Genomic DNA, 15,101 nt, shown 5'->3' with positions numbered 1-15,101 from the left:
ATACATGCTCAACAAAGACAAGTAAGGCGTTTTAAAAAAACAGCGAGAAGTTTGGATCATCCCGCCCCGCTTCAACAATAAGATCATCAAAATGGAAAAAAGTAATTATAACGGAGCGTTACAGAAATCAATAGGTTCAGGATTTAACGCAACATCAACTACAAGTGATGTAATTAAAGGAATTGACCTTAAAGGAAAAATCGCCATTGTTACGGGCGGTAACACTGGTATTGGTTTGGAAACGGTGAAAACCCTTTCCAAAGCAGGGGCAACAATTATTGTACCTGCAAGGGATGTAGAAAAAGCGAAGGAAAACCTGCAAGGAATTGCCAATGTTGAAATAGAGGAAATGGATCTGATCGATGCCAATTCTATTGACAACTTTACCGAAAAGTTTTTGGCTTCGGGCAGGCCATTACATTTGCTCATTAACAACGCGGGTATCATGTTCGTGCCGTTACGCCGTGATTCCAGAGGGAATGAATCGCAGCTCGCAACCAATTATCTGGCGGTGTTTCGGCTTACCGCCAGACTATGGGAAGCGCTGAAAAAAGCGAACGGTGCCAGAGTGATCAATGTTTCTTCCTTAGGGCACCATTTTGCACCTTTCAATTTTGAAGATCCGAATTTTGAACATGGTGAATATGAAACCTTGCAAGCTTACGGACGTTCAAAAACTGCACTCAATCTGTTTTCGCTTGAATTGAACAACAGTGCCAAATCATTCGGCGTAAGAGTATATTCAATACACCCCGGCAATATTTGGGGGACAGAATTAGCCAGAGAGGCCCCAGTTGAAATATTACAGCAATTTGGCTTTTTGGATGACAAAGGAAATCCTGTACCGGAAGTTATTGATTCGCTTAAAACCATTCCGCAAGGTGCGGCCACAACCATATGGGCAGCTACGAGCCCGCTATTAAACGAAACAGGCGGTGTGTACCTCGAAGATGTTGATATAGCCGAATTAGCTATCGACTCATCAATACTCAATGGCGTAAAACCGTATTCCTTAGACGAAGCCAGTGCCATACAATTGTGGAAACTGACCGAGGAATTATCAGGCGTTATATTTAACGTTGATTAATTTTATCTTATTTCATGCAGGCAATGTGGCATTTCAGTTCAAAATACCCGGCATTAAACTTTCCTGGAAGGATGCCACGTTCTTCGGGAAGAAAGTTGTATTAGAGCACCATATACTTGCTGACCGAGAAGCACCTCAAGTGCCATAATTTTAATGAAGTGTATACCGAACGGTATGCACTTCATATTTCTTACAGGCAGTTATTTTTAACAAAAACATTAATTTATTACACCATTTAATAGTTTGCTTAACAATAGATTGCTGTATTTGTAACCAGCCGGTAGAACCAGAAGATATTATTTCTGTAATGAAGCTGCTGAATTAAAGAATTTCTCCACGAAAACGGATACAAAACTATTTCGGCCACATACCTCGGTTTGGATATTCATCTGGTCGCAAGTTGCATTTTGCGCATACTTCCAGGAAATTTATCTGTTTGCAAGTAAATTTGACCCGGATATTAGAAGAGCGACCGATTTGAAGTATTATTAAATCAATATTTGATTAACTATTGGATGAAAGAATCCTTATTAACCTTTCCTGATTGTGATAAATTATTAATAAAATTCTAATTTAACTTTTAATTATCTGTTTTACAGATAGTTGTCTTTTGTTGTTTTGAAATAAAGATATGCGGGACAACCCTGTCAATTTCAAATGGTTCGTTACCATATTACCTTTGCAAGATTCCTTACATGATCTCTCCTTCTTTTAATTGCGGGTGAGGCAAAAAAAGTAACATGAAAATACTGGTCGTAGAGGATGATAGCCGTATCAGCGGCTTTCTTAGTAAAGGTCTAACGGAAGCAGGTTATTATGTGCAGCTTGCCGCTGACGGAAATGAGGCACGGACCTTGATTCAAGCGGAAAACTGGGATCTTTTTATTCTCGATGTAATGCTTCCTGATATTGACGGCCTGCAATTGGCGCAGTTAATCCGATTCAAAAAAATAGATACTCCCGTGCTAATGCTTAGCGCTTTGGGCGAAGCAGAAGACAAAATTAAGGCACTTGATCTTGGCGCAGACGATTACCTTGTCAAGCCGGTACATTTTCCCGAGCTGCTTTCCCGGATTAAAGCGTTGCGCAGGCGCTATGAACTGCATTATGCGAAAGACCAGATTCTTCTTTGCGGCGATTTACGTGTTAATGTTGATGCCAATGTGGTGGAAAGGGCTGGCAATGAGATCATTCTTTCTGCAAAAGAGTTTAAGTTTCTGGTTTTTTTGATGGAAAACAAAAATAAAATTGTTACACGCTCACAAATCCTGCAAATCGTTTGGAACACCAATATGGACACGTTTACTAATGTAGTAGACGTCTATATTTCCTATCTGCGCAATAAAGTTGATAGCAACTTTTCTGAAAAACTCATAAAAACAGTCAAAGGGAGAGGTTATATGATCACTGCCAACGAATGAAAATACAACACAAACTAACGCTTAATTCATCGCTGGTTTTTGGCCTGGTTTTCACGATTGCGTCGGTGCTGATCTATCTTAATTTTATACGGTCTGCCGAACGTATTTTTTTTGAAGACCTCGCCAGAACTGCTTCGCTCACAGCCATGTTTTATTTGGAAGAAGACGAGCTCAGCACTAAAGATTATAGCCGGATTGAAAAGAAATTTCTGACTGCGAGCGCAGATCAGGAAATACGGTTGTATGACAAGACGGGAATGATACATTACGGAGAAGCAGATCCGGATACTAATATTACCAGTAAGATTCTGAAAACCATCAGGGCTAAAAACCGGTATAACTTCAAGGTTGACAATGCTTTTTATTACGCGATTTATTACCGTGATAACCAAGGTTCGTTCAGCATCATCATCAAAGCGAAAAACCCTGTTCTGGAGGCGCAGGAAAATGAGTTGATCCGGATTCTTCTGATTGCTTTGGTCATTGGCGTAGCCGTTATTGTGGCCCTAAGCTATTCCCTGTCCCGGATTGCGTATTCTCCGGTTCGTCACATTATCGAGCAGGTCAAAACGATTGATATGACCGGACAGAAGCACACATTGACGTATCGGCAGACAAAAGATGAACTGGAAGATCTTTTTAAGGAATTCAACTGGATGCTTGAAAAGGTATATCAGAATATTCAGATCCAGAAAAATTTCATTAATCACGCTTCTCATGAATTGAAAAGTCCACTGGCTTCCATTGTAGGAAATCTGGAAGTTCTGCTTCAAAAAGACAGAGAAATTCAGGAGTATAAAAATATCGGTCAAAACGTTTTAAATGATGCCGGGCGTCTTGAAAAAATACTTCAAAATCTTCTGGTACTAGCAGGTTTAGATCAAAATTACAATGAAAAAACAAGTGAGGAACGTATCGATGAGATTTTATGGGAAGTGCTTGATACACTCGCATCAGACTATAAAAAGACTAAGATTAATCTCCACTGGAATCTGCCGCAAGACCATACAGAACTTCTTGAATACCGCTGTGTGAGCACGCAAATCTATATTGCGCTCTATAATCTGATCGAAAATGCAGCCAAGTTTTCATCCGGGAAGCCAGTTAATATTACGGTCGAAAACCAAAGCGGGCATCTCCTTATTCAGATTGAAGATAAGGGGATCGGTATCAATCCGAATGATCTTGATCACATCAAAGAGCCGTTTTACCGGGGCGTAAATGCGGTGCGCACGAAAGGAAACGGGTTGGGCATGACCATTGCCGGGAAAATTCTGGAAAACCATGGCATCGGGATATCGATTGATTCAAAGGTTGGAAGTGGAACACGCATTGGTCTTCTCTTTAGTTAATGCTCTAATTTACTTTTAATGTAGCCTTCATCCGTTTTTAATGTAGTACAAAGGTTAGCTTAATGCTGCCAAATTAATTTTGTGTCTTCAACAACAACAATTTTGTGAAGGCATTTTTTTTAACCGGTCTACTGGTAATTTCTGTTTCAATTTCTTTTGCAAGTCCTTTCTCCGAGGATACTTTAAGGCTATCTCAGAAAGAAGCGGAAGGATTATTTTTGAATAACAACCTTGATCTTCTTGCCCAAAAACTGAGTATTCGGCAGGCCGAAGCGCAGATAATCCAGGCAAAACTGTGGCCAAATCCTGAATTCAGTATTGATGAACTGAATCTTTGGACGACTAAAAATCAACTTTCTTCCGGAGAGACTATTCCTCCGTTGATTGGGAACTTTGGTAAAAACCGAGAGTTTACAGCTGAGTTAACACAGGTTATTGAGACAGCCGGCAAGCGTAAAAAACGCATCGCACTCGAATCAGTATCAAGGGACATTGCCAGTGAATATTTCTCCGAAGTAATCCGTAACCTGAAAACAGAGCTTCGGAAAAATTTATTTGAGCTTGCTTATCATCAGTCGTTTTTATCGGTTTTGAAGGGTCAGGACGATACCTTGGGTTCTCTTCTTTTGTCCTTTGAAAATCAATATGCCCAGGGCAATTTAAATAAGCCTGAACTGTTCCGGTTGAAAGCATTGAAACTGGAACTTAGCCAGCAAATCCTGGAAGCCAGAAAGGAAGTTCATGCCGCTCAGAAATCACTTTCGATCCTGCTAAATCTGCCGGTAAGCCAATATCTGGTCGTTCAAGATATAAGTAGTCCTAATCCGGGCACATTAAAAGCTTTGTCACTGGATAACCTGATGGCAACAGCAGGTTCTGCCCGGCCAGATGCTAAAATCAGCTTTTTACAGCAGACATGGGCGCAGAAAAATTATGATCTCGAATATGCACAACGTAAACCGGATCTGACTTTTGGGATGAACTATGACCGCGGCGGAAATTTTCTCCTTAATTTTTTCGGATTTGGATTTAAAATGGACTTGCCGGTTTTCAACCGAAACCAGGGTGCCATACTGGGAAGCAAGATCGGTATCAGTAAATCCAAAGTCGAGTCAGAACAAAAGATAAAAGGGATTGAGGCAGAAGTTGCTCAGGCATTCCGGGATTTGCAGAAAAGCGTTGATGCTTACCAGAATCTGGACCCTGCCTACGGCGAAGATCTTGATCAGGTATTTCTGACCTATACACTGTATTATACCAAACGGCAAATCGGCATGGTGGAATATCTGGATTTTTTTGAGGCCTATATTTCAAACAAACGGACAATCCTTTTAACGCTTAAACAGTTGCAGGACAGTCGCGAAGAATTAAGTTTTGCGACAGGAGCAGAGATCGAATAATGCCATTTTTAATCAATACGGTAAACAAACCAGAAAACACATTTTAAGCTAAACTATGTCAACTTCAATGTCCTATATACTCGTCCTGTTTTCTGTAATCACGGGACTAGGTTCCTGCGATCAGAAAACGGAGCAGGCATCCGAAACAAAAGAAAAGCCCAAAGCGGGCATACAGGAATTAACGACGTACACCGCGGCTATGGAAAAAATCACGCAGTCAATCAGACTGAACGGCCAGATCGAGTACAATCCCAATCAGGTGGTACATTATGCGAGCCTGGTCAACGGAATTGTTACAAAAACCTATTTTTCGTTGGGTGATAAGGTTACAAAAGGGCAGGTGCTTGCCGAGCTGCGAAGCAGCGAATTGACAGACCTGAACACGCAAAGCAAAACACTGGAATCGCAGTTAAGGGTTGCGAAAAGAAAACTATCGGTGGCAGAATCCATGTTTGCTGACCGCGTATCGTCTGAAAAAGACCTGTTTGAAGCACAAAGTGAGGTAGATATTCTGAAAAGCGAAATAGAAAAAATTCAGGCGAATCTGTCACTTTATAATGCAAGTTCTGAGAAAGGGGTATTTCAAATCAAGGCCCCGGTCAGCGGTTATGTTGTTGAAAATAATATTTCCGGTGGAACCCAGATTAATGGAAATGATAGCGACCTTTTCACCATATCGGATTTGTCAGATGTTTGGGTCATGACCAATGTGTATGCCGTTGATCTTCCTTTTGTTCAAAAAGGCATGAGCGCGGTAATTAAATCAAAAGCGTATCCCGGAGAAACTTTTGACGGGGTTATTTCTGAAATTTCCCAGGTTTTTGATCCTCAGGACCGCGTATTGAAAGCACGTATCCGTATGCCAAATAAAGATCTGAAATTAAAACCCGGACTAACCATTGAAGCGCTGGTAAGAAAGAACCTTTCCGAAATGGCTATCGCGGTCCCGGTTTCTGCTTTGATATTCCATAACAATGAGAATTACGTCCTGATTCAAAAGCAGGACAAATCACTGGAACCCCGTAAAGTAACCATTGACGTGCAGGACAATGACCGTGTTTTCTTCAAAAATGGCATAGAAGCCGGAGAAAAAATAGTCGTTAAAAATCAATTGCTTCTTTTTTCTGAGGCGGTCAGTTCTGAAAAATAAAAATCTTTCATGCAAAAATTAACACAAAACATTGTCGCATTCTCTTTAAGGAATACGATGATCATATTTTTCATGACAGCCGTTTTGGCTGTTGTGGGCATCGTAAGTTATATTAATACGCCTATTGAGGCATTCCCGGACGTGACCAACACGAGGGCAAGGATCATTACCCAGTGGCCGGGAAGAAGTGCAGAGGAGATCGAAAAGTTCATCACCCTTCCGGTGATGAAGGAAATGAATACGATCCCGAAAAAATCAGAGGTTCGGTCAATTTCCCTATTCGGATTATCGGTCGTTACGGTTTTGTTCGAGGACAAAGTTGAGGATTTTTACGCCCAGCAATATGCTTCCACACGGCTTCGCAATATTGATTTACCCAAAGGGGCAGAAGCGGAAATTGAGCCGCCTTACGGGGCCACTGGTGAAATTTTCAGGTATGTCCTCAAAAGTGATAAACCGATCAAAGAGCTTACCGCATTGCAGGAGTGGGTTATTGAGCGCGAACTTGTGGCTGTGCCGGGCGTAGCAAACGTGGCCAGCTTTGGCGGAGAGGAAAAGATTTATGAAGTAAGGGTAAATCCTGCACTGTTGGCGCAATACAAATTAACGCCGCTGGATGTATACGAGGCAGTTGAAAAAAGCAACATTAACGTTGGCGGCGATGTGATCCAGAAAGGGGATCAGGCTTATGTGGTGCGCGGGGTAGGACTTTTGGAAAGTACGCATGATATTGAAAATATTCTCATTAGCGTGAAAGGATCGACACCAGTGCATGTAAAACAGGTGGCCGAGGTTACGATCACAGCCAAACCAAGGCTTGGTCAGGTAGGGCTGGGGGAAGATAAGGATCTGGTCGAAGGAATCGTCGTGATGCTGCGTGGTGAAAATCCAAGTGAAGTGATCGTCAAACTTAAAAAGACCATTGATGAGCTTAACAACCGGATTCTTCCTGACGACGTCAAAATTGTCCCGGTAATTGATCGGACAGAACTTGTGAATTCGACTGTTGATACGGTGACGCACAATCTTGCCGAAGGGATCGTACTGGTTTCGGTCATCGTCTTTATTTTTCTTTTCAACTGGCGTACAACGGTAACGGTTGCCTTGGTCATTCCGTTGTCTTTTCTTTTTGCCATTACAATGCTTCGGATTCAGGGACTGCCTGCAAACCTTATATCGCTTGGCGCTATTGACTTTGGGCTGCTGTTGGAAGGGACCATGGTCATTGTTGAAAAAATTTATGTGGATCTCGAAAAAAGCTCGCTTCGGCTGGGCGTTGAACGTTTCAATAAAATGTCCAAACTAGGGCTGATGAAACGTAGTGTCAAACATGTGGCTTCCCATATTTTCTTTGCACAAATCATTCTGATCGTAGCACTGCTGCCCATTTTCTCGTTCCAGAAAGTGGAAGGGAAAATGTTTACCCCGCTGGCATTTACGCTGGGTTATGCTCTGGTTGGCTCACTGATTTTGAGCCTGACTTTTGTTCCTGCCATGTGTAAGGTCTTATTAAAGAGGGATATAAAAGAGACAAGCAATCCGGTTGTTAACTTTTTTCGAAATAATATTTTCAAACTTTATCTCTGGAGTGACAGAAATAAAAAGCTGGTGTTAACGGGATTTGTTGCCTTGTTTTTGCTTTGTGTGGGCAAGTTCATGACTTACGGCACCGAGTTTATTCCCAAGCTTAATGAGGGGGCAATTTATGTGCGGGCAACTTTGCCTAATAGTATTAACCTTGAACAATCGGTCAAAACGGGGAATGCACTTCGGGACACGCTACGCTCTTTTCAGGAGGTGAAATTTGTCATGAGCCAGACCGGACGGCCTAATGACGGGACCGATCCAACAGGTTTTTTCAACAACGAATTTCACATTCAGCTTAAAGCGGAAAATCAGTGGGAACGACCTATCAAAAAGGACGAACTTTTAAGGGAAATGAAGGAGGTTCTGGCCTCTTTCCCAGGAATCACCTTCGGGTTTAGTCAGCCGATTCAGGATAATGTTGAAGAGTATGTAGCCGGCGTAAAAAGTTCTTTAGTGGTTAAAATCTTTGGTAACGACCTGGTTGATATGGAAAGTAAGGCCGATCAGGTGGCCGAAAATCTGCAAAAGGTCAGGGGTGTTTCTGACGTACTGGTATATCGTAATATCGGTATTCCCGAACTGGCTATCCGCCTCGATGAGCACGGATGGCGCGCCATGGTGTTTCGATGGCTGACGCTCAGGCGGTAATCGAGATGACGATCGGCGGCAAAGCAGCTTCGGTCTTTTATGAAAATGACCGGATGTTTGACATCACGATCCGTTTTCAGGAAGCTTACCGCAATACAGAAGAGGAAATTGGCAACATCCTGATTCCTTCACTCGATGATCATGAGGTACCACTGAAAGAAATCGCCACGATTAGTACAAAAACAGGCCCTGCCTTTATCTACCGTGAAGGCAGCAGCCGGTACATCGGCATTGGATTCAGCATCGACGGCAGGGATCTGGGGAGTACCATTGCGGAAGCACAGCAGGTTGTAAAAGAAAACGTGAAGTTTGCCAAAAACACAAAAGTAGTCTGGGCTGGTGAGTTTGAAAGTAAAGAACGCGCAACCAAGCAGCTGGCGGTCATTATTCCGGCCGCTTTGATACTTATTGTTTTCCTGTTGTATATGGATTTTGGAAACGTGAAAGACACGATGATTTCGCTGATCACCATTCCGTTTGCGTTTGTCGGTGGCTTTTTATCCCTTTGGATGACCGGCACCATCTTTGGTATTTCTGCCGGGATTGGCTTTATCATCCTCTTCGGTGTGTGCACCATCGACGGTATCATTCTGGTGCATGTCATGAAAGAGAATCTGGTGCACAGGCTCCCCTTGAAACAGGCCATTTCCGAAGGTATTTATGGAAGAATCCGCCCGGTGGTCATGATTGCCCTGATGGGGGCACTTGGTCTTTTACCAGCAGCTATGTCCAACGGCATGGGCTCCGAAATCCAGAAACCGCTGGCGATTATGATTGTGGGTGGACTGCTGATCTGTATGTTCCTATCCTTTACGGTTTTACCACAAATATTTTATTGGGCGTACAGAAAAGACAATAAGCAGGAGTGATCATCTGCACTTTTAGGGCACGTAGACTAGCCTGGTTCTAAAAGGTAACCCAATTTATATTGACTATTTTTTAACGCTCAGGCTTTGCAGGATGGCCTTAAACTTAATGGCATGCTTGTATTTTATCGTGTGAAATTGGTTTTGGGCTGTCTTGTTCTATTCAGTAGTGCTCAGGTGTCGGCTCAGGATCGGATGGTGCCCGCGCAAACATATTCGGATTCAACTGTAAATTACATTGAAATTGGTGCTTTTGGGGGCTCTGGTTCCCGGACGCCATTTTGGATGCAGGCCAATCAGTTCGGAACAATTCCCAAATCAAGTCCTGCGGCAACACTTCGATCCGGTTTTGAAAAGTATATCAGGTTTGGTTCTCACAAGAACAGGGCCAAAAACGTATGGCGGGCGGGCTTCGGGATTGAAGCGGTAGGTAATCTAACGGAAAGCTCGAAGCTTCTTTTTCCCCAACTTCATGCAACTTTACGATTCAAGAATTGGGAAATTTTTGCCGGAAGAAAAAAGCAGTGGGTCGGTCTTGCTGATTCCACACTCGGTACGGGCTCCTATGCCTGGTCGGGAAATGCAATGCCAATTCCTAAAATACAAATCGGAACAATCGGTTTTGTCAATGTACCTTTTACCCAGGGGTGGTTATCCTTTAACGCGTTTTACTCGGATGGTTTTTTTGAAAATAATAGGCCTGTGACCAGCGGTTTAAAGCTACACCAGAAAGCGTTGTATTTAAAAATTGGAAATAAGTATAGTCGGCTAAAACTGCTGGGTGGCTTCAATCACCAGGTGCAATGGGGAGGCAAGTCTCCTTATTATACCAAGGACGGCAAACTGCCGGACGGATTTAAAAACTACATCAACGTAATTACGGGACAGCGCTATTTTCTGGGAGACGATCTGACTGAATTCGACTATAATAACCGGATCGGCAATCATCTCGGATCGATCGATCTTGGAATACAGTACATCGGCCATGAATACAGCTGGTTTATCTACCGGCAGAATATCTACGAAGACGGATCGTTATCAAAGCTTTTAAACATAGCAGACGGACTCAATGGGATCAGCATCAGAAAGAACAACTCCTATGGAGCAAATTTCGAAGTAAGCGCAATCGTCGTTGAATTTTTATTTACCAAAAGCCAGGGGGGCTCTGTCTGGGATCTGGAAACAGTGCTTGGACGCGACAATTATTTCAATAACGGACAAATTCGTGACGGCTGGTCCTATTTTGACCGAACCATTGGTACTCCGTTTATTACTCCAACTTCCGATACGAACTGGAAATGGCCTGGTTATTCAGATTCTTTTACAAGCAACAACAGGGTTTCGGTGTTTCACTTTGGGTTCAGCGGGACATTCCTTCAAAAAATCCAGTGGAGCAGCAAGCTTTCTTACTCCAGCAACATTGGTACGTATGACGAACCTTTTCTGAAAAAACCATCACAGTTTTCCGGAATTTTTTCGGTCGGGCTCTCCCTGGACAGGTCGGGCAATACTGCCATTAAAGCGTCCTATGCGCTCGATATCGGGCAGTTATATCCAAACGCCAAAGCGTTCGGTCTGAGTCTGAGAAGGGATTTTGGCTTTCGTAGCCCAGTCGGTAATAAAAAAAATTAAAGACAAAATCTTATGAGAATATTAAAAAAGCCGGAAATATTTTGCAACCCGTTATTACACGTCTGACCGGCCATCCCATAAAATTATCAAGATCAGGAAAAAATCAAAATGAGTGTCAGATAATGGATACTGAATGAAAAAAATACTCATTGCTGGAGATCATCCCGGTGCTTTGCAATATCTTCACAAGGTTCTGCGGTTAAATCATTTCGAGGTAGCAGTTATTGATACGGCAATGATCGCTGAACCTATGGCCTTAAAAGAAAAGTACGACTGCGTATTGGTCGATATTACCACGCCCGGACCTCTTGCACATGAGATCTGCAAACAGTTTCGCTTAAACAAAACCCCGTCCCCGATTATGCTTTTGTCGGAGAACAATTCAATCGAAGCTAAAGTAAAAGGATTAAGCAGCGGAGCGGATGATTTTATTGTCAAACCCTATGATACCAGAGAATTAGTGGCAAGAATTCAGGCTGCTCTACGGTGTTATGAAGCAATTCTTAATTTACATCAAAAAAATGTCCCGCCGGACAGGGACGCGGGAGTAAGTACCCGGATGATTTAATAAAGTCTTGTTCTTAGCATTAAACCATACGATAGAAAGTATAATCAAGACCTTTTCAATCGATTTTATATAACAACGCATTTTGGACAAATCAAAAACTAAATTAGATGGACTTTTAAGCAGAAGGCAGGTTCTTAAAGCGTTGTCGGCCACGGTAGTATCTTCCTGCAATTCCTCGGGTCCCACTATATCATGACTGTGTCAATACTGGGCTATTTTACCTGCCAATACGATTATACCAATAAATAATCCTGGCTTGAATGAAGCTGCCTTAATAAAGAATTCAGTATCAGGTCATACCGATACTGAATTCTTTGAATTTCTTTACAAATCAGAATTTTGAAATACAAGATCTGTTATTATTTACTTCTGGCCATCTAACGCTTTTTGCGCAAAAGCTTCATCATTGCCAGGTGACGATCCGCCTACGCCGATACCACCTATTATTTTCCCATCTTTCATGATCGGAAGTCCTCCCTGTTGTACTGCAATGGCAGAGGAGCCGGCTCCGGATGGTGTAATTTTAGCATTTAAAGCTGTTCCTGCCGCTGCGGCTTCCGCGGCTGTTTTTGTTGGTATGCCAAAGAGTATGGCAGCACGCGCTTTTCCCTGAGAACTGGTTACTGCCATACTGATTGCACCGTCCATTCTTTCAAAATATACCAGGTCGCCATTGGCGTCCACGATGCTGATGGCGACATTGGCATTGGCAGCCTTGGCGGCAGTTACAGTAGCTTCTGTTAAAGATTTGGCAGTTGCTAAATCCATTGACGCTGGTGTGCCGCCACGCGGCGGACCTTGCGCAAAACCAATGTTTACAACAGATAAACTGATAAGGCAATAAAATGAAAATGTTAGCTTTTTCATATCTGGATTGATTAGTTAAGATTATGGAATTATTTATTGTTAATTGCCTTCGCCTTCTTTTACATCCGTATTTTTAATACCCTTCGTTTTGCGTTTGACATCGGTACCTATCTTTCCAATTTTGTAGCTGAAAGTCAATCGCACACCTCTGTTTATAAGTTGATTTCTGGTTGTCTGGACAAAAAGCGGCGAAGAGAAATCACCTGATACCTTGATGCTTTTACTGAAAATATTATCGCCCGTAATACCCAGACTGCCTTTATTGCCTTTGAAATCTTTTCTAAAACCAAATGAATAAAGCATATAGCCACCCATTCGTCCCTGCAATTGAAGAGCCTTTCCGTTAAACATTCCATTGGCTTGAACCTTCCAATTATTGGGGAGCGAAATCTGGGTCATAAAGCGTTTGTTGGCATACCATCCATGGTTCGTTACAGCAATGTTTGCTCCGTCCCTGCCAGCCGAAACACCATTCAGTATGGAGTAGTAGGCATCAATACTGCCGTTTACACTCCAGACGGGCAGGATTTGCCAGGATACGTAAAGGTTGGCACCATAATCATGTTGTTTCCCAATATTCCGGTAAGTGGTCAGGGTCGCGCCTTCGATAGAATCAATGGGTATCCTGACCTGCGAGATCGCGCGTGCAGTCTGGCGGGTGAAAACCGCTGCGTTGATATAAAATTTACCGACCGGACCGCTCGATGAAAGTTCGTAATTATCGGTCAGCTCGGGTCTTAACTGCGGGTTTCCGGTCATCAGATTTTGTGGATTGACGATGTTGATATTCGGGTTAAGCTGCTGAATACCGGGTCTTTGGATACGACGGTTATATCCACCCTTGAAAGTAAACGGTCCTGCTGCCTTTGATATGGCAATGCTCGGGACCAGATTCTGATACGTTGGAATGTTTATTTTGCCTGTTTTACGAGTAGACGCATCAATGGCCGTCAGCTCATACCTTGCTCCTGCTTTAACGGTCCATTTTGATCGGGTGGTGAGCATGTAACTCAGGTAAGCTGCGCCGACATTTTGCCCATATTCCAGATTTCCACCCGTAATGTCCAGGTTTTCCGGACTGGTAACAGCCTGCGAAAAACTGTAACTATAATTGCTTTTGACCGACCTGAAAATACCCTTCGCCCCGAATTCCAGTAGCTGGAACTTGTTGATGGGCGTCGTGTAATCTGCCTGGATCGTGGCTTCCTGGTTATTACTTTTGTTGTCGTTTTTCTGTGTTCCTTGCAGCTGCCTTGAAGCAGAAAATAAGGAGGCGTCCGAATTGTTGGTCAAATCTGCCCGGCTGTATAAAGTGGAAATACTAAGCTCGGTTTGCGGCCTGATGATTTTGATATAATCCAGGTTTACGTCTACCGAATTGGCAAAATCCTTGCTGTCAATATCACGGCCTGAAAGCGTAGGGGCTGCATTACCAACCTGTTGGCTGACCGACATATCCTGTTTTCTGGAAAAACCCCTGGTACCAAACCGGACACCAGCTGAGAGTGATTCGTTCTTTTTCAAATCATAATCCAGTCCCAGGGCATAGTTGCCAAAGCCTCCGAGGTGTTTTGCATTTGAATACTGATTGGTGGTAATATCGGTCAGAATGGTATGTTGGGTAAAATCGTAAATAGCTTTGTTATAAATGGCCCTTCCGGAACCGTTCAGGTTGATCCCGAATTTTCTTTTCCGGTAGCTTCCACTCAGCCCAAGAGTCGATGCGCGGTTTCCGATACCGCTGTCGATGGTTAGCGACATGCCTTCAATGTTATTCTTTTTGGTGATAATGTTGATGATACCACCAGAACCTTCCGCGTCATATTTAGCCGAAGGGGAAGTAATGACTTCGACTGATTTGATCTGGTCTGCCGGAATCTGTTTTAAGGCATCGGCAATACTGGCAGCCAAAATAGTGGAGGGCTTGTTATTGATCAGCACCCTGATATTCTGGCTTCCACGCAACGATACGTTCCCATCCAGGTCGACAGAAAGCAGCGGAACGTTTCTTAATATTTCAGTCGCGTCGCCTCCCTTTGCCGTTAAATCTTTCTCTGCATTATAAACCAGACGGTCCACTTTTTCTTCAATCAACGAAGCCTGCCCGGTAACTGATACTTCGTTCAAAAGCCGGGCTGATGAAGACAGCTTTACATTTTTGAGTGCAACCGTGTTATCATCTACCTTCGGGGCCGTTATCCATTTTTCCTGATATCCCATCGAGGAAATTTTAATGGCATAAGATCCGGTAACGAGCTCAGAGAGTGTAAACTTTCCCTTATCATCCGACATTGCTCCGTTAACGGGTTTGATCAAATCCGGCATTTTAAATAAAGCTACCGTGACATACTCAACCGGGTTTGCAGAAATACTGTCAACCACGTTTCCTGCGATTTTTCCCAAACCCTTTTCGGTTATTTTTACATCAGGTTTCACAGTCGCCTGGGCTAAGCAGGTTGCCTGAGAGCCAACAAGCAAGCAAATAATCATGATCAGCGTTTGGTGTATTTTCATGGGGTGTGA

General features: G+C 43.1%; 9 protein-coding genes and 1 pseudogene. 8 read left to right on the top strand and 2 right to left on the bottom strand.

Annotation, left to right across the window (positions count from 1 at the left end):
- Positions 1-91 precede the first annotated feature (91 nt).
- The 8 genes and pseudogenes from FDK13_RS07260 to FDK13_RS07225 all read left to right on the top strand — a co-directional run bounded on the left by FDK13_RS07260 (position 92) and on the right by FDK13_RS07225 (position 11,711).
- The gene (locus FDK13_RS07260; protein ID WP_137339339.1) at positions 92-1,087 is read left to right on the top strand and encodes an SDR family NAD(P)-dependent oxidoreductase; all 996 of its coding nucleotides are present in this window, start codon (positions 92-94) and stop codon (positions 1,085-1,087) included.
- Between the two features lie 740 nt (positions 1,088-1,827).
- Complete coding sequence (locus tag FDK13_RS07255) at positions 1,828-2,508, top strand: response regulator transcription factor (RefSeq protein WP_137339338.1); 681 nt, start codon at positions 1,828-1,830, stop codon at positions 2,506-2,508.
- Positions 2,505-3,860: a sensor histidine kinase gene (locus FDK13_RS07250; RefSeq protein ID WP_137339337.1), complete on the top strand. Its 1,356-nt coding sequence runs from the start codon at positions 2,505-2,507 to the stop codon at positions 3,858-3,860. Before FDK13_RS07255 ends, FDK13_RS07250 begins: the two co-directional genes overlap by 4 nt.
- Positions 3,861-3,964: 104 nt before the next feature.
- Positions 3,965-5,260 (top strand): TolC family protein, encoded by a 1,296-nt coding sequence (locus FDK13_RS07245; RefSeq protein ID WP_137339336.1) that lies wholly within the window; start codon positions 3,965-3,967, stop codon positions 5,258-5,260.
- Between the two features lie 67 nt (positions 5,261-5,327).
- Positions 5,328-6,410: an efflux RND transporter periplasmic adaptor subunit gene (locus FDK13_RS07240; protein WP_229215939.1), complete on the top strand. Its 1,083-nt coding sequence runs from the start codon at positions 5,328-5,330 to the stop codon at positions 6,408-6,410.
- 9 nt (positions 6,411-6,419) lie between these two features.
- A pseudogene (locus FDK13_RS07235) lies at positions 6,420-9,514 on the top strand (efflux RND transporter permease subunit).
- Positions 9,515-9,625: 111 nt separating this feature from the next.
- A complete protein-coding gene (locus FDK13_RS07230; RefSeq protein ID WP_229215938.1) occupies positions 9,626-11,143 on the top strand; it encodes a capsule assembly Wzi family protein in 1,518 nt (505 codons plus the stop codon).
- A 133-nt stretch (positions 11,144-11,276) separates the two neighbouring features.
- Complete coding sequence (locus FDK13_RS07225) at positions 11,277-11,711, top strand: response regulator transcription factor (RefSeq protein WP_137339334.1); 435 nt, start codon at positions 11,277-11,279, stop codon at positions 11,709-11,711.
- A 363-nt stretch (positions 11,712-12,074) separates the two neighbouring features.
- Here FDK13_RS07225 and FDK13_RS07220 read toward each other — a convergent pair whose 3' ends face one another.
- Together FDK13_RS07220 and FDK13_RS07215 are read right to left on the bottom strand one after the other, a co-directional pair.
- Positions 12,075-12,578: a heme-binding protein gene (locus FDK13_RS07220; RefSeq protein ID WP_137339333.1), complete on the bottom strand. Its 504-nt coding sequence runs from the start codon at positions 12,576-12,578 to the stop codon at positions 12,075-12,077.
- A gap of 39 nt (positions 12,579-12,617) precedes the next feature.
- Positions 12,618-15,092, bottom strand: coding sequence for a TonB-dependent receptor (locus FDK13_RS07215; RefSeq protein ID WP_137339332.1), 2,475 nt, complete (start codon positions 15,090-15,092; stop codon positions 12,618-12,620).
- Between the last annotated feature and the right edge of the window lie 9 nt (positions 15,093-15,101).

This window comes from Dyadobacter frigoris (genome assembly GCF_005280585.1).
GTDB lineage: Bacteria > Bacteroidota > Bacteroidia > Cytophagales > Spirosomataceae > Dyadobacter > Dyadobacter frigoris.
This window is presented reverse-complemented; position numbering and strand designations above follow the sequence as displayed.